The sequence below is a fragment of the Sphingobacterium hotanense genome (assembly GCF_008274825.1).
GTDB classification, from domain to species: domain Bacteria; phylum Bacteroidota; class Bacteroidia; order Sphingobacteriales; family Sphingobacteriaceae; genus Sphingobacterium; species Sphingobacterium hotanense.
Genome location: NZ_CP030848.1, coordinates 508178 through 524790, shown reverse-complemented (window position 1 = coordinate 524790; position 16613 = coordinate 508178). Strand labels below are relative to the sequence as shown.

Here is a 16613-nt window from a genome sequence, read left to right as displayed (position 1 = left end):
CGTATAAAATAATTATCCTATCCGTTGTTCTAAGTTTATTAAAAACTGACCATTATTAATTTAAATCCTTTCTCGGTTCGAAGGAAATGCATGTGCGTTTGAGGCCGCGCACTCTCTTCTGAATTGTCCAACACGAGGTTGACTGTTGGATATCTCCATTCGTTGGAGAATCCGCAGTTGTCAAAATATTTGGCGTATAGCGGCGTGTCGAAGATAAAAGGATTCAATCCATCGAGGCTAAAAAAGTAAGTTTTTGGCTTTATATTTAGCTGATGAAGATTATCTTCTAGCTGTTTGTAAAACCGTTTCACAAATTCCTTTTTCGGAAGCGGAAGCCATCCGGCGTCTTTTTCCCAATAGGTCACTTCTTGAAAACAGAGTTCTTCTACCCTCTCTGGCGTCAAGCCTTTTTGCAAATATTCGCGAATTACCTGCTCGGCTTCCCTTTCATAATTAATGAAACTATAGAATTTCCCATTGACACCTTTAAAAGAATCTCGAATGCTGTCTGCACTTGGCTTATCTGCAATCTCGAGGCTATAATAATTCAGTTTATCGTTATAAGGAAAGTTTTCAACGAGCAGATTGTTCAGCGTATCTATCAAGATCTCCTTCCCGTTCTCCCATCCATAATGCTCTTCAATAGTATTCCCTTGACTATCCTTATAGTAGACTTTCGTCGCGCCTTTAAGACCGACTAGCAGCCCGTTACGGACTTTGGTAAGTCCATTATACTCGGCAGGAACTGTAATATCGCCATTCGAATTGAATATGCCTATCTTCTCGGTATCCCGAGCTTTAAAACGAATGAAACCTTCGTTTTCACAATCGGGGGTACTATCAAAGAAATAGAGGCTATCCCTTCCTACTATACCGCCCTGCTTTGTGATGTAGTAAGCTTTCCACTGATCATCGTTCTCCTCCACTGCGGATATGATTTTATCGAATTCATCTGCAATAGTCATCGAAGGGATGTATTTTGTCTGGATCATCAGCTTCCCGTTCTTATCTTTAAACCCGACGAGGGTACTATCTACGTTATAGCAACGCATCCAAGCATCACTACTGCCCTGTGCATAAGTTGCTTGGACAAATAAAAGCACAGCAAAAAGAAGGAAATATATTTTTTTCATAAAACGCTCACCCCAATATACTGAAAACAGTTTAATTTATATTAAAATCTCCCTATTTCTATTGAAATACAAACTTTGGTGAAAGACCATGGTGGTCCTTGAAAACAGACAATTTCATAAAAAAGCCAACTCAATGATGTTTGACTTGGCTACTCTTTCTTTTCTTAGAATTTTAATGCTATTACTTTTTCTTTTTCGACTTTTTCTTTTCCAGCGACGCTATTCTACTTGCCAGCGCGTTGATGGTAATTTCTTGCGATTGAATAGTCATTTGCTGCGCAGAAATTACTTTTTCCAAAGCTTCAATGACGGCATTCGTTTGATCGAGATCATCTATCTTTGATGGAAGTGTCAGCGCCTGGTGGTCTGCTCCATTTAAATTTCCTCTAAACATTCCCCCTGCGCCATTCAACAACCATTCGGGATCGATATCTGAATGGGAAGCTAAAATACTAGCCACAGCATCTGACCCTAACGCAGAAGTTTTTTGTACTCCCTTAAAATTAGCATAAGACAAACCTAGGTCTTTAAAAAAATCGATTTTAGAAATACCTTTTACCTCCGCGATGTGAAGCACACGTTCTTTAATGTTGGTCATTTTGTTGCGAATTTAGTATATAGGATAAAATTAAGACTTATTCTTGAATTTAAACAGATGTTTCATACATCTAACAAAAACTTAACACTAAATAACAAAATAATTAGTAGGGGAAGCAGGCTATTTATGACCCTTCTCTATTTTTTTGTAAATATATCTTACATTACAATACAGCGTAATAGGAGGCTAAAAATTATAACATTACAAAAACATTGAGTTAACATTTTTATCAAAAGCTAATCAATGATGGTGTTTTATTATTGAAGCGATAACCAATTCCCAACATCAGATAGTTGGGGTCTCTGAAATCTTTAACGTTGTACCCAATATGGAGGAAGAGATCTCTGCTCATCTTTGTTTTTAGGGCTAAGCTCTGATATGTACCACCAAAATCTCCACCTTTGTGCAAAACATTCGTTCCGATTCCCATACTTATCGTAAAAATCGGCATCGTGAAATCAGCACGAGCAGACAGGCCAAGCGCCAATTGTTGATTCCAATTTGGTTTAATAAAAGGCTGCTCGGATCCGATAATATAATCTTCTGTATAGACATTCCCACTTCCGTCATATAGGCCATCCAGGGATATTCCGGTTCGGAATCTATAGTTCAGGTTATACATGGGTGCAAAATATGCGCCCAGCACGGGATATTTATCAGGGGATGCCACCTGTGTGTTTCCGAATTCGATTCCTTTTCTGCGCCAAGATCCAAAGACGACAAAATCATAGCTGAAGTGGCGCGGGAAAGTCGGAATTTTCACCACTTGTTCCTCTTTCGATGTTTCTGACTTATCATTGGATAGATTGTACATCAATCCTAGTTTTGCGCCGACCATGTTCAAACCCGCGTTTGGATATTCGGTATTGCCGTTTGAAAAATGGGTAAGTTCCGCTCCAGTGGTTAGGCAATAACGCTCCGCAACTTGCCATTTCAAAAAAAGCCCCAAATTGATATATGCATTCAATTTCGATCCGATGATCATGTTACCGGGGTTGTTGATGGGATCATAGGGTCGCCATCCTGTCGACAAACCAAAGTTCCATTCGTAATTCAGAGATGCGAATTCGCTAAGCTTAGACAGTTCGGCAGTTTGGAACAGGTAGGTCGAAATCGGTGTCCCCAGTTCTTTATGATTAGCAAAGTCGAATACGGCGATGCCTATCCCTTGTTGTGTTTTAGAGTAAACCTGTTTTCCAAGACTACCTTTCGGCAAAGCGAAGGAATATTTCAGATGTCCTGAAACGGCTCTCTTGCTGAGCTGTTCATTGGCGACCTCACTTCTATAAAATGGCGAGGTCGGAAAAACATAAGAGGGGCGAATTTCTGCAATGAAATGATGCGAGAAATTTGATATCGAGACTTTAGCAGTATCCATTCGATGTTTTTCTTCGTGCTGTTGTGCATTTAGTGCGAAACCATTAAAAAAATAGAGACTAATTAACAGAAAGCGTACGCTATTTTGAGTCGTATAGATTAAGTATTGGTCGCAACTACGCATTAATGTTTTCAAGAATGTTTGCTATCTCTCGATAGTCAATAAAATTAACAAAAACATGTATGAATTTCAAATAAGAATAAAAGGAAATTGATAGTAGGCTGCTTTTAGTCATTCACAATCTAAAGCTCTTATTAACCCCCATCATAACCCATCGAAAGGGGTTTGATTGGGATTATCATTGGGTTTGTATTGCGTTTGTATTGGGTTTGAGTTTACGATGTTGTCTTTGAACCAGGAAAGAAAGGATTTAAGGATTGGCAGGATCAGGTTAATTTTCCTAAATAGAAGCTTTTAGACTACAGTGATTTTAACACACAAGAATTCATTTTCAGTTATTTTATTGTATTTTTAAGAAAAACAAATGTAGTAAATTCCTTGTCTATTATTTTTACTAGCGCCATGAGAGTTATGAAAATCACCCTTAGAAAATTCCAAGAAACTGACTTTGACAGTTATTACCAATTGGTTGGTGATTTGCGTGTCATGAAGATGGTTACCGAGCGCGCATTTGATTTGAATGAAGCTAAAGAAGATTTTGCTAAGCTTCTGCAAAATGACCAAATAGATGAGCGGTTTGGTCACTTTATGATGATTAATTCGAATACAAATGAGTTTATCGGTCTTGGGAAGTTGAGTATCGAAGACAGAAAAACCGAGCGTGCAGAAATTGGATATTTGTTGCTTCCGAAGTTTTGGGGTAAAGGTATAGGCCATAAGGTTGCTAGAATACTTGTCGAGATGGCTGTTTCAACGAAACTAAAGCATCTTTATGCCATCATTGACCCGAAAAATGTGGCATCTAGGAAAATACTCGAAAAACAAGGATTCGTATTTCATGAATACAAATCCTTTGATGGTCTCCCCGGCGAGATATTGGTGAAGGAACTTTAATTACTATTTCCGAAGTTCTTTAATGGTATACATAACAAGCTTATTCTGTAGGCTATCCGTGTTATTTTCATTCTTCAGTTTGGTTAGGGCAACTTCATAGACGTAGCCTTTTTCCAGAGGTTCCAGCTGCAGCTGTAGTTGCTTTCGGCCTTTTGACCAGTCTGCTTTGTTTATTTTAATGTTTTTTATATCGATTTGTTCGGAGCCATACTTTTTATGGTAATGGTATCTATATCGGCGGACTTTAACGAGGCTGTCGATGGGTTCATTTTCTGTATTGGCAACATCGTCGGTAAAGTTCAATTCAAAACCGTTTTTCTGGATTTTCATGTCTTTAACGTCGAAAGGTGTCTTTCCGGTGAATCGAATTCTTTGTATGCCGCGATCGCCTAGCCATCCATGGTCGGCCTGGCCCACCCATAGGTCGCCATTAGGTGAAAATACTAGCCTATTGTTTCCTTTTCGGAGTCCCTCTCCCTGAATGAACACAGTTGCGGCTCCCTGCATAACACCGTTTACTTCTTCGAGCATTACTCGAACTAAGCGCTCACTACTCATCTCCCCAATGATAAACTGTCCGTCGAATGCTTTCAGATTTTTATTGTCTTTGATCAGAATCGGTTGGGTTGGCGAATTTGCAAGCAGGTCGTGCGGGAAGATCACCGTTGGTTTTTCGCGCATTTTATCTAAGGTATCAACAGGCAAATCGAATGGGTTGCCCCTGTTCCAGCCTTTTGTCCACACGATACTGGCGGGATGTCCGTAGTGTTTTCCTTCCTCGACATGATATAGTGGGCTAGTTCCGACCCAGTCGCCTTGATTTTCGGTGACATAAAGTCTATCCTTTGCGTCTAATGCGATTCCATTTGGTGAACGAAAACCCGATGCGAAAGGGGTTATTTTAAAGTTTTTATCAATTTTCATTACCCAGCCGCGATAGGGCACAACGGAAAACATGGCGTTTCCCACTTTCATTTTTCCGATCATGAGGGTATCGCCTCTTAGTTCATCAGACATCCCTCCACCTGAAGAGGAAGAATTGAGCGCTATATAGAGATTCCCGTTTTTATCTTGTACAGGTCCATAGCTGAATTCATGGTAATTCCCCGTCATACCAAATCCATCGTATATCGTTTCAAATAGGTCCGCCTCCCCATCGTTATCGGTATCCTTAATTCGCGTCAGCTCCGGGAGTTGCATGACTAGCATTTCCTTATCGCTGATGGCTTTGATGCCGAGGGGCTCGTGCAATCCGCTTGCAAAAAGTTTCCATTCCTTGGTTTCAGGATTGTAAATCATGATTTCACCACGCATAAAGGTCGCAACTATTCGACCGTCGGGCAAGGCGTCCAATGCGGCGACTTCTGCTGTCAAGCCTTCAGGAGTGGCAATAGAATCGATATAGAAAGCATTTTTCTCGTCCGATTGATGATCGGAACATGCTAGCGAAAAAGCTGTGCAAGCTAAAAGTATATAGAATAATGATTTCATTTAGTCTTCTATTTTGTATTCCAGGGTAAATTCTTTGGCCTCCGCAGAACTAAGTTTTAAGATTGTACTTTGAAGTGGAGCGCCTTTATACCAGGTTTTCATTCCGGTCGATAAGGTATGTTGGAAGGTTAAATCCGCATTCACATCTGGTATTCTAAATGTGCGTATTATGCCTTTTCTGTCGCCGGTTTCTTTAATCGTTTCAAAAATATCCATCTTGTCGATTTGATAATGGAACTCCAGGTATTTGTCTTTCAAGATCTTATAACCCTTAAACTGCCTTTTGTTAGGGCTATTTGCTGATGCTATCGCTATCGATGGGAGATTTGCCTGTTTGTAGAAGATATCGCCTAATATTTTTGCTTTAGCATCTTTATGTCCTTTCCAGATGGCTGTATTGTCGAGAAATTCGCCTTGCCAAATGTATCGCAGGTCGCAAACAGCGGCATCCCAGCAATAAGAAATTTGCCCGGGCAGATGTACCGCAACGGCCGCCGGACTAGCTCCTTCCATATATATCCTGTAGTGATATGGCGCCTTCGGTTCGTACGGGTGGTTCTTTTTATGATGATGCTGATGTTCGGAATGCTTACTTAATTCGGGTAAATGGGGATCTTTTGCTAATTCGGGCATCTTCCCTGATTTGTTGACATATATCGCTCCATACATCACATGTCCATGACCGGGGAAGGTACAGACATAAGGATAAACGCCCTCTACGCTTGGCGCAGTGAAAGCGAGTTTCTCCTTTTGACCGGCATGAAGAATCTTGGTATGCCAAAGGATGTCCTTGCTATCCGGTACATATGATTTTGCCATTCCCTGCGCTCCTAGTTTACCAGCCAGTTCGACGATTTTTTCTCTTGTTCCGGGATTTATTATCAGCAAGTTATGATCCATATCGTCGGTATTCTCGAATTCAATAACGACTTTCTGTCCAGGTTGCACATGGAACCTTGGTACGTCGAAGCGTAGTCCCGGCAGCACTGACATTTTCACCAACTTGGCTGCAGGAGTATCTTCCTTAATCAAAGCATTATTGCTCGTTAAAAAGAGAAGCAAGATGCTTAGCATACTTAAAAAAACAGGTTTTGTATACATGGTTAGGTTTAGAGAATGTTGCTTTCGATCCCTACGTGATCTGCAGCAGCTTTTGATAATGTGCCGAAGTAGTCATAATACCGCCAATTTTTTCGAAAAAATCTTCATTTAAATGAAACGTTCCATTTTCTACTTTTGTCCAGCTTGCATTGGGGAAGGGAGGTCGTTGTTTCATTGCTTCCCATGCTAGGTAGTTCATATCGCCGTTGGTTTCCATTAATCCCATATTAACGATCGGGAAAGGCGATAGGCTTGCTGCGATGATTTTGTTCCATTCCATCAGGACGGGATTTACCGTCAAATCAGAACAGAGGCAGGGAATGTTGTTTTCATGTGCTATTTTCGCAATTTTTACGGTTAAACTGAGGGTTTTGGCAATTCCTTTTAGAATGAATGCCTTATAGCCGAGTTCTATCTTTTTATAAGCATCTGCCTCGCTATGAATGCTTTCATCTGCCCCTATCAACACCGGTAGATCATCTACTCTTTCTTGATTTTCTTCCACAAATGGCTCCTCGTAAAGCAAAATACGATCGAAGGCACCAATTTCTTTTGCATAATCTAGGTAGCTTGACAAATCTGCTTTTCGCTCATAACGACCGTTTGCATCCATGGTGTAATAAATGGATTTTTTATTGCTTTGATTATTTAGTCTACTGTTTATGCAGTCGTGAATTTCTTTCAATCGAGCTTTGTCTTGCTTTAACATCACTTGTTGAGCGCCCGGGCTGCCTGTTTTTATCTTAAAGACGAAATATCCTTGATCCACCGCTGCAGCAATATCTTCAAGTGGCATCTTGTAGGATATTTGGAACATGACGGCTACCTGTTTGTTCTTGTTTTGAAATGCAGGTCGATAAATTTCTGGGATCATCTGCTGGAAACTTTCTACTTTATTTTTTTTGCCATACAGCATCCACAAGGCATTATCTACCGAGACAAGGGCATTGTAAATGAAGTTGACATGTAGATTGTCGCGCTTTGTTATTTTTTTACCTTCCTGCTCCAAATAGGGAACAAGCTGCTCAATCGCATCCATTGGCGTATTAAACTCTTTATTTTCCAGCCATTTTAATGCAGTTTTACTGACGTCGAGCATCCAAGAATTGCCGGTGGTTTCATCAGTAGACGCAAAAGTATCCGCATCACCGTATAGGACGCTCTGAGTTCCTAGGCCTACCCCATAATTACCAGATGGGTCCTTAACATATGCAACCGCCTGCCATAGTTCGGTGAGGAATGCGCCTTTGAATCCGAAGGGGAATCGAAGCTTTTCTTTTTCCACGGCGTATCCCGTATGAATAACCTTTAATTGATTAAGCATGGTTTTCTGCAGATTAGTTGATGCCTTTATAGCGTTTGCTTGGGTTGCTGCTAAAATTAAGCTACAATTTCCAATAAACTGTCGTCTGTTCATAAAATATAATTCGCCTCTCTGTATCCCGTTTACGTTCACGGCAATACATTTTACATGAAGAAGTATATTTTTATAAAATTTGATATTCTTCAGGTTTTGCGGATGGTTAATTGATACTAAGCTAAATGTATAAATCGTAAAAACCAAGAATAAGGGAGGAAAAGGTATAAAATTTGAGATAATGGTCACACAACTGCGACACTTTACGATCTGTTGAAAAAGAAACAGCAACGATTACTCCCAAATGCGGCGCACTTTTTTTAAGAAACGCCGCTGGATATTATTTGATATGTAATTGGAAAAACTTCAATTATTTCATCGTTTTATACGAATCTGGCAGAGACTTTAAATAAGCCATCAAGTCGGAGAGCTCTTCAACGCTTAACCCTTTTTCTAAACCTGGCGGCATCATCGACACACTGTGCGGTTCGGACGATATAATTTCATTCTTTGGAATTCGCACCTCCGCTCCAGGTCCTACAGCAAGGATTATCTGGTCTGGGAATTGTTCTTTTATCACGCCCATATAAGTTTTGGTTTTCGTCTTAATTTGATAGGTATCATATTCCCTAGCAAAGCTCACACTAGGATAGACTATCGCTTCCAAAATATCGTGCTTTGATCTAATCTCGCCGATATTGCTAAGATCCGGACCAAAGTGCGCACCTTCTTGTCCGACGGCATGACAGGTGAAGCATGCTGATTTCCCGAAGAAGATTTTCTTTCCTCTATCAAGGTCGCCACGACTTAAGCTCGCTTCGAGTTCTTCCAATTTGGCTAAACGTTCGGCATGTCGTTTTTTCAATTCTTCCATCAAAGGCTGCCCCTCTTTTTGGACATCCGCAGGGAAGTTTGCTAGCAATTTCTGCATATCCTGTTCAGAGAGATTGTCTAATCGGTCGGTACTCTGAGCGAGTGCTTTAATTAAGGCTCGGCCAACCCTTTCGCTTCTACTAACTTCAAAAGCACTCATTAAGCTAGGTAGCAGAAATAAATCGGCTTTAGCGACATGTTGTTCTGCAAGCGCTGACAACTGCGCTTCATTTAGTTTGGATCGGCCTATCAAGCGAGCTGCAGCTTGGCGGATTGGCGACTCAGATGGCGGGGTCAAAAACCCTGTCAGAATATTAAACTCTTTATCGGATAGTTCAGGAACCGTCATCGCGCGAGCGCCCAATGCTCCGATTCGGAAGTCAGGATCTATAGATTCGTCCAAAATGATCTTTTGTAAATCGTTGTTCAGTGAGGAGAGTCTTCGCGATTCAACAAGATTCAAAACACTGCGCTTCAAGATGTCGTTGTCGGAACGGAGCATGTTACCTAGTTGGGTTGCCCATATGCTAGGGAAGTCTGTTATTGGGCTCTCAGAAATAACATTCAGGAGCATTTGTTTCCAAGATACGGAGGCTTGCTTGCTTCCAAGTTCATTGGCGATATAGGTTTGTAACTTGTTGTCATTACTGAAGGTAACCAACATTTTCTGGATAGCATTTGATTCCTCCTTTTCGAGTGCGTCGATATTCAGACCATTCTTCAGGAAGGTAATCACCATGTCTGCCCATTGGGGTCTATGCGATGCAATCCAAACACCTGTCTTTCGAAGAACAGGATCTTTACTTTGCAGAAATGCCAATACCTGTTCCTGACGCAGAGGTGAATTATCCATTTGATCTAGCGCAATTAATGCTGCTCGCTTTGTACCCTGTTGAGGGCTCTGCAACGCGGGGACTAAAAGCTCTGGTTTTTGAAGCGTGGTTAAACTGTGGATAATTGCATGTTCAACAAAACGGTCGTTCGGGTTCGACGCGGCGTTTAATAATGCCGGTATGCAGCTTGGGTCTGCAATCTGTCCGAGGGCAGTTGCCGCTTGTCGACGTACGGACGCAGAATCACGTTGTACCATCTGCATGAGGGTTTGTACTGATTTACTATCTGCCGCAAGACCCACACTTCGGGCTGCCGCTGTTCGAACAATAGGGCTATCATCGCCTAGCGCAGACCTTACCCCCACTAGGGCATCTTCTGTTCCAATGCGTGCCAAAGCAAACACAGTAGAAATACGAGTATCCTCTGATTTATCCTGAAGTAATCCGACTAAGGAAGGTACGGCTTGTTGACCTTTGCTTACCAATTGCTCCACCGCCGCATCTTTTACCATGATTCGCGGATCGTTTATGTATTTTACAAGTTCTTCGGGACTTCTTTTATTTAACGCGATCTGTTTTCCCCAAGGGTCATCAACTTTCTTTGCATCCTTTCTGCGTATTCTATAGATACCTCCAGCTACTTCCGGCTTCGCTACACGAGATAAAGGACAGCCTTCAATAAACCATCCGCCTGTTATAATTACCAACAGGCTACCATCGGCATCTTGGAGTACATCTGTAGGATGGGTATCTGGATTTTTTGATGTCATAAAATCCTCTTCGACCGTTTTGAAAGTCGCGCCGGATCGGGTAATCTTATGTCTAGTAATCTTTCCTGTGTTGAATACCGCGCTAAACAAATTGCCATCGTAATCCTCACCAAGGCCGTCTCCACGATACCTTAAGAGTCCTGAGTGTGCAATTCTCGGAAGCTTTGTCATCACGGGCATTAGATCGCCGGTTAGTTTTAATTGATCCTCATCTATCACGCTGTTATATTTGGGATATACTCCGCCTTCCACCCAGTGCATAAGCCCATCGCGCTGGCCATTTTGAGGGTCGGTGAAATAGGTCATTGTACCTATAGTTTCTCCGCCCGGCATGAATACCATTTCGATTGTATTATCAAAACCTCCGCCAGACATCGCCTCAAGTCCTGTACCGTCCGGGCGACATCGCCAAATGCGGGCACTCTTCCCTTTCATTTGAGCGCCTTCTTTCGTTTTTATATCGAAGCCTCGTCGGGCATCACAGAGATAAAGCCAGCCATCGGGCCCCATGAAGGGCCCATGCAAGGTTGCAGCGTTGGCATTCAATACCCAGCCATTTAATATGACTTCCTGCTTATCCGCCTTCCCATCGTTATCGGTGTCGGTATAGCGCATTAAGTTAGGTGGTGCTGCCGCATATAAGCTTCCCTGATAGAAGGTTCCGCCCATTGGTAATGGTACTTTATCTACATAGATTGTGCTCTTATCGAATTCGCCGTCACCATCGGTATCTTCCAAAAGACGGATATGATAGCTGGGTTCTGCCAGCATCTTTTCGGTTCCCATTGTATTTACGCCAGTTGACTCAAATACGAATAAGCGTCCTTGGTCATCAAAGCTTGCAAACATAGGGAAGGATATCAGATCCGGTGAGACTGCTTCCTCAATAACGAAATCGTCTGGAACTTGCAGATAGGAGATTGTGCTGGCGTCTTCGTTATCGGCTTTACGAGCGCAGCTTGATATGGATAGGAAGCAGAAAGCGAAGAGACAGAGTATAACTGAGAACCCACGAGAATTTTGCATCATTAAACTCAATTCGTGAAGAGTTCTAGTTTCATTTTGTTGATTGAACGCTAAACCATTTCCTTCTCGTGGCAACTTAGGACTATTAATATTATTATTTCTACAAATCATTGTCTTCTATTTATTCAAGTATGTGAGAACAGTTTTCATCTTTGTCCAGTTATGGATTCTGTATCAAATTGGGATTAACATTAATCTCTCTTTCCGGTATATAATATATTATTCTAGGGCTTGTTGGTTCTACACGGAAGTTAAAGTTATCTGTACCATGTAAACCTGGATACGCTCTTACCAATGGCAAGTTATTCCTGTACAAATCGCTGGCGCGTTGGCCTTCGTATGCCAATTCGAGTCTCCTTTCTTCTAGAACAACCGCCAGCACTGTCCCACGGCCTTTTAAGTTAGTGAGTGAATAGGCTGCTGAGCCTGTGAGTCTCGCTCGCTGACGTATGATATTTACGTCGTCTATCGCAGCTTGCATATTTCCTAGCTTTGCGTTAGCCTCTGCCCTATTCAAATACATTTCTGCTAGTCTTAGATATACAGGGGAGCTCAGATTCGCAATCCCTTCTTGCCAGTTGTACTTATTAATGAAATATTGGGGAGACGTTCCGCGATATTGCAACTGGCCGTCGATGTAATGTGGGGTTATGAAACTCAAACGCGCATCTTGTGGATTTTCGTTAAGCAAATCCATCAAAGCTTGTGAGGCATAGTACTCACCCCAGCCGGTAGAAAGGGTTGCAGGATCGTTATAATACAGCGAGCCAACCGCATTCTTATCTTTATTATCAGAAATGGTATGCCTGATGTTAAAGATTGTCTCTGGGTTGCTTTCTGGCACTAGGGTTGGGGATTTGATATAAACGTCAGTCGTTGCCAACTGATATCGATTCGACTCCAACACTTTATTAGCATATAGAATTGCATTCTCGTTATCTTCCATATAAAGATAAACTCTCGACAATAAGGCTTCTGCTACTTCCTTTGAAGCAAAATTCGAGTTTTTGCTTTCTGACATCAGGTTAACTGCCGTAAGAAGGTCGTTGATCACGAACTCATACACTTCTTTCACGGTATTGCGAGTTGGCAGATCTTCGGTTTCTGTATCTCGCTTAATTGGTATCCCTAAGTTACTTCCCTTTCCTTGCGGATACGGTCGCCCAAACAGGCGCACTAGATTAAAATGCGCCATCGCCCGAAGAAATAGATTTTCCCCTTTCAGCTGATCTAATTGCGCCGACTCACCGTCCCTGATCCGTTCAATAATTAAATTGGTCGCATAAATCAATCGGTATGATTGCGCCCAAAAATCTGTCGTAGGGTACATCCCTGGAATATGCCTATAGGAAGCGCCAAGAGACGCTTGATCTCCATCTGCACCACTCTGAACGACATTATCGCCTGGCCATTCGTTCAACGTTAGCAGGTGCCTTGTATAGGCCTCAGCAACCAACATGGAATAATTGCCATAGGTTGCGATCTGAATATCATCGGGCGTCACAAGGGCTACGTCGTTAGACTTGCTATCGTAGGGCTGAAGGTCTTTATTACACGCGCTCAAAACAAATACGAACGCTATGGAATAAAGTATGCTCTTGTTCTTAACTAGTTTTTTCATGAGAAATATTTTTTGCTGGACCTGTGATAAACGTTGATCCAAGTGCGTATTTAAAAACTAACATTAACTCCTAATAGAATCTTTCGGCTAATCGGATATTTCACGCTAGATGATCCTCCATACGGCCCTAATACAACTTCGGGATCCATTCCCGAAAATTTGGTAAAAGTTAATAGATTATCACCGCTGAGATAGATTCGTGCATGCCCTAAACTCAGTCGTTTTGATAGTTCTGTTGGCAATTCATAAGCAAGCGTCACATTTCGTAGGCGCAAATAGCTTCCATCCTCAAGATATCTTGACGATGCTTGATTTGAGTTGTTGTTACCTCCGAAAATAGGCTTAGGATGTGTCGCTTGGTCGCCCGGCTTCTCCCATCTTGTCCATCCATCCGCTAGCACCATACTGTTGTATGTGTTATATGCACCGTCTGAATCAAACAGTCCCCGTGAAGTATGATAGATTAAATTCCCTTTTACGAAATTAAAGAAAGCTGATAGCGAGACATTTGCATAACTAAACGTATTGTTCATCCCTCCAGTAAAACTTGGAGAGGCCGAACCTACATTCTGTTGCGTTGCATCGGCATAGGAAGAAGTTTGAGTCACAGTCGAATTGCCCTGAGCATCGGTAGAAATCTTCTCCCATAGTGGATCTCCGTTTTCCGGATCAACCCCTACCCATTTACGCATATTCCAGGTGTACATGTCACTTCCTTCGGTTATTAACATATTCCCTTGGCGGATGTCTTTACCTTGATGCAATTCCAACACTTTATTTCTATTGAAAGCGATGTTAAAATTGGTTTGCCAATTAAATTTGCCTCTAATATTCTCCGAATTAAGATTGACCTCAATACCCCTATTTTGAATAGACCCAACATTCTGAATTACAGACGCAAACCCACTTGTATAGGGTCTTTCAACATTCAGCAATAGGCCTTTTGTTCTCTTGTCATAGAGATCAACATTGATAGCAAAACGCTTAAAGAAGGAAAAGTCGAAGCCTAAATTATAACTGGCTGCTTTTTCCCAGGTTAAGTCATCATTACGCATCTGAAAAGGAACAGCCCCTGAGTTATTCGCATATTGTGTTGTAAAACTGTAAAGTCCTAAGGCCTGGTAGTTGCCTATATTCGCATTTCCAGTGATACCGTAGCTGAGCCTAAGTTTCAATAGGTCGATTGCAGTATGGTCTTTCAAAAAGCTCTCGCTACTGATGATCCATGCACCTCCCAAGGTATAGAAATTAGCAGAACGGTTGCTTCTTCCGAATCGCGAGGACGCCTCATTAATTAATGAGCCGATCAAGAAATATCGACTATCGTAGTTGTAGTCCAATTGAAACAGCCCCTTGGTAAATATATTTTCATCAACACCGCCAGTAGCATCCAAAATACGAGATGCCGCACTCATGACGTGCAGGCCTGGTGCTAAGCCTTCACCGGTTACTCCATTGGCTTTATTTTTATTTTTCTCTGCTTCGAAAACTGCTAATGCTTCGAAATTATGATTCCCAAAATTTCGCGTATAATTTAAACGATTGGAGGTAATGAGGGATAAACCCTCGCTAGACGAATTACTCAATCTACCCAATCCTTTTCCGGCCTTTGAGCGAACGTCATGATAAATTTCATTCTCGTAAAGTCTGTAGGTAATTCGATTAAAAGTAGAGATACTCAGGGAAGGTAAGATATTATACTTCAGCGTGGCATCCATGTCTATTGCTTTATTATTGCCCTGATCTAAATTATATTGCCAGCCATGTAGAAAGTTTTCTTGTTCCCGACCGTACCATCCGCCTTCTGTACCCCTTTTAATATTCCCATCCGCGTCGAAAGGATTATCCCAAGGCATATTCATATAGGCTCCGTACAGTGCTCCGTCTAGCCCTGAAGGGTCGGCACGCTCCAAGGAAAGCTTCCCGTTCATCTTCACATTCAGCTCTAACTTATCGTTGATGTTATGCCTGATATTAGACCGAACATTTAATTGCTTATTCGAATTAAATTTTAAAGTTCCTTCTTCGAAATAGTAGTTTCCAGCCATGTAAAACGTTGTTTTTTCCGAACCGCCAGAAACGGAAAGCGCATGGTTTTGTGTCAACCCTCTACGGAAAGCATGATCGAACCAATTCGTATTTTGAGATAAAACGGAAGCGGGGATATCCTTATCAAATCTATCGGCAGGATAAAAGGATTTTTCATAATCATATAGTTGCTGGGAATCCATCACTTTGAAATTTCCAGTATTGGCAGTGTTGAACCCAAATGAAGAGGTCAAATTAACCTTCGTCTTCCCAGACTTTCCAGACTTTGTCGTTATAATAATAACCCCGTTTGCTGCTCTGGAGCCGTATAACCCAGTTGCCGCAGCATCCTTCAATATCGTGACTGACTCTACATCAGATGCATTTGCCGTACCTCCGACAATGCCGTCAACAACATACAGCGGGCTAGATCCCGCATTTATCGACCCTGCACCTCGTATATTTATGCTTGCACTCGCATTGGGGTCGCCCGAAGAGTTGGAAACAATTACCCCTGCGACTTTCCCTTGCAAGAGGTTCGTCACATTGGTAGAAGTAACGTCATTAAGTTTCTCTCCGGAAATAACTGCTACAGCACTTGACAGGTGCGATATCTGTTTGGTAGAATAACCCATAACCACAACTTCATCTAGGTTGGTCGGCAGGGAACTTAGCGTAATGCGCAATGGTGATTCTTGCCCCGCCAAATCAACCTCCAACTGCTTATACCCTAATAAGCTCAATACCAAAACTCCTGCATTGGACGCAACAGCCAATTCAAATTGTCCATTACTGTCGGTACTAGTTCCCGAAGTCGTTCCTTTTAAAAAGACCGAAACGCCTTGCAGGGGTATCGCCTGTTCGTTTGTTACCACGCCCGCCACACGCTGTTGAGTGGCACTCGTTTTCCCGACGGGCAAGCTCAATTCCTTATTCTTTTTATTATCATGCTTGCGCTCCAAAACAACTGTCTTCGCGCTGATAGAATAACTAACAGGTTGATCTTTAAAAATTTGATCTAGCGCATCCTTTAGCTTTACTCGGTTTAACGAAAGAGAAACGGGCTGTGTTCCTTCAAGCATTGCATCCGTATATAAAAAACCATAACCGCTCTGCGCGCGTACCTGATTGATGATGGAGGACAGAGGCGCTTTGGACACAGAAAGTGTTATTAACTGGCTGCTAACTTCGGCGTTTATATGTAGCATCCCCACGATGAGGCCGATGATTATCAGATGTATTCGCCTGATCGTCTTCCTATAAGTTGCATAAAAAACCATATATTTGTCATTGTTTGGTTTATAATGAAAAAAAATTAACGTATAATTTTGTTTAAAACTCGGACATACAGCCGGACATGTTGCGAGCATTTCCGGCTTCTTCTTTATAT

Annotated in this window: 10 protein-coding genes; 1 reads left to right on the top strand and 9 read right to left on the bottom strand. The window is 41.9% G+C overall.

Going from position 1 to position 16613, the window contains the following annotated elements; genetic code table 11:
* Positions 1-38 precede the first annotated feature (38 nt).
* The 3 genes from DSM08_RS02120 to DSM08_RS02110 all read right to left on the bottom strand — a co-directional run bounded on the left by DSM08_RS02120 (position 39) and on the right by DSM08_RS02110 (position 3244).
* The gene (locus DSM08_RS02120; protein WP_149524591.1) at positions 39-1133 is read right to left on the bottom strand and encodes a hypothetical protein; all 1095 of its coding nucleotides are present in this window, start codon (positions 1131-1133) and stop codon (positions 39-41) included.
* A 181-nt stretch (positions 1134-1314) separates the two neighbouring features.
* Positions 1315-1731 (bottom strand): hypothetical protein, encoded by a 417-nt coding sequence (locus tag DSM08_RS02115; RefSeq protein ID WP_149524590.1) that lies wholly within the window; start codon positions 1729-1731, stop codon positions 1315-1317.
* A 229-nt stretch (positions 1732-1960) separates the two neighbouring features.
* Positions 1961-3244: an acyloxyacyl hydrolase gene (locus tag DSM08_RS02110; RefSeq protein ID WP_223110855.1), complete on the bottom strand. Its 1284-nt coding sequence runs from the start codon at positions 3242-3244 to the stop codon at positions 1961-1963.
* A gap of 387 nt (positions 3245-3631) precedes the next feature.
* Here DSM08_RS02110 and DSM08_RS02105 point away from each other — a divergent pair, with 387 nt between their 5' ends.
* On the top strand, positions 3632-4123 hold the full coding sequence (locus DSM08_RS02105) for a GNAT family N-acetyltransferase (protein ID WP_223110854.1): 492 nt from the start codon (positions 3632-3634) through the stop codon (positions 4121-4123).
* A gap of 3 nt (positions 4124-4126) precedes the next feature.
* On the opposite strand, the gene DSM08_RS02100 is transcribed toward DSM08_RS02105, so the two are convergent.
* The 6 genes from DSM08_RS02100 to DSM08_RS02075 all read right to left on the bottom strand — a co-directional run bounded on the left by DSM08_RS02100 (position 4127) and on the right by DSM08_RS02075 (position 16431).
* Positions 4127-5614 carry a PQQ-dependent sugar dehydrogenase gene (locus DSM08_RS02100; protein WP_149524589.1) on the bottom strand — a complete coding sequence of 496 codons (1488 nt, stop codon included), beginning with the start codon at positions 5612-5614 and terminating at the stop codon, positions 4127-4129.
* Positions 5615-6688 carry a plastocyanin/azurin family copper-binding protein gene (locus DSM08_RS02095; RefSeq protein WP_187773961.1) on the bottom strand — a complete coding sequence of 358 codons (1074 nt, stop codon included), beginning with the start codon at positions 6686-6688 and terminating at the stop codon, positions 5615-5617.
* A 58-nt stretch (positions 6689-6746) separates the two neighbouring features.
* Positions 6747-8000 (bottom strand): enolase C-terminal domain-like protein, encoded by a 1254-nt coding sequence (locus DSM08_RS02090; RefSeq protein WP_246172409.1) that lies wholly within the window; start codon positions 7998-8000, stop codon positions 6747-6749.
* A 442-nt stretch (positions 8001-8442) separates the two neighbouring features.
* Positions 8443-11685 (bottom strand): PVC-type heme-binding CxxCH protein, encoded by a 3243-nt coding sequence (locus DSM08_RS02085; RefSeq protein WP_149524586.1) that lies wholly within the window; start codon positions 11683-11685, stop codon positions 8443-8445.
* A 49-nt stretch (positions 11686-11734) separates the two neighbouring features.
* Positions 11735-13195, bottom strand: coding sequence for a RagB/SusD family nutrient uptake outer membrane protein (locus DSM08_RS02080; RefSeq protein WP_149524585.1), 1461 nt, complete (start codon positions 13193-13195; stop codon positions 11735-11737).
* Positions 13196-13245: 50 nt separating this feature from the next.
* Positions 13246-16431 (bottom strand): TonB-dependent receptor, encoded by a 3186-nt coding sequence (locus DSM08_RS02075; RefSeq protein WP_187773960.1) that lies wholly within the window; start codon positions 16429-16431, stop codon positions 13246-13248.
* Positions 16432-16613: the final 182 nt, after the last annotated feature.

Coding starts and splice junctions, on each gene's coding strand:
- DSM08_RS02075 (WP_187773960.1), bottom strand. CDS start 16,431: ATGCTACATATAAACGCCGAAGTTAGCAGCCAGTTAATAACACTTTCT.
- DSM08_RS02105 (WP_223110854.1), top strand. CDS start 3,632: ATGAGAGTTATGAAAATCACCCTTAGAAAATTCCAAGAAACTGACTTT.
- DSM08_RS02080 (WP_149524585.1), bottom strand. CDS start 13,195: ATGAAAAAACTAGTTAAGAACAAGAGCATACTTTATTCCATAGCGTTC.
- DSM08_RS02085 (WP_149524586.1), bottom strand. CDS start 11,685: ATGATTTGTAGAAATAATAATATTAATAGTCCTAAGTTGCCACGAGAA.
- DSM08_RS02120 (WP_149524591.1), bottom strand. CDS start 1,133: ATGAAAAAAATATATTTCCTTCTTTTTGCTGTGCTTTTATTTGTCCAA.
- DSM08_RS02100 (WP_149524589.1), bottom strand. CDS start 5,614: ATGAAATCATTATTCTATATACTTTTAGCTTGCACAGCTTTTTCGCTA.
- DSM08_RS02095 (WP_187773961.1), bottom strand. CDS start 6,688: ATGCTAAGCATCTTGCTTCTCTTTTTAACGAGCAATAATGCTTTGATT.
- DSM08_RS02115 (WP_149524590.1), bottom strand. CDS start 1,731: ATGACCAACATTAAAGAACGTGTGCTTCACATCGCGGAGGTAAAAGGT.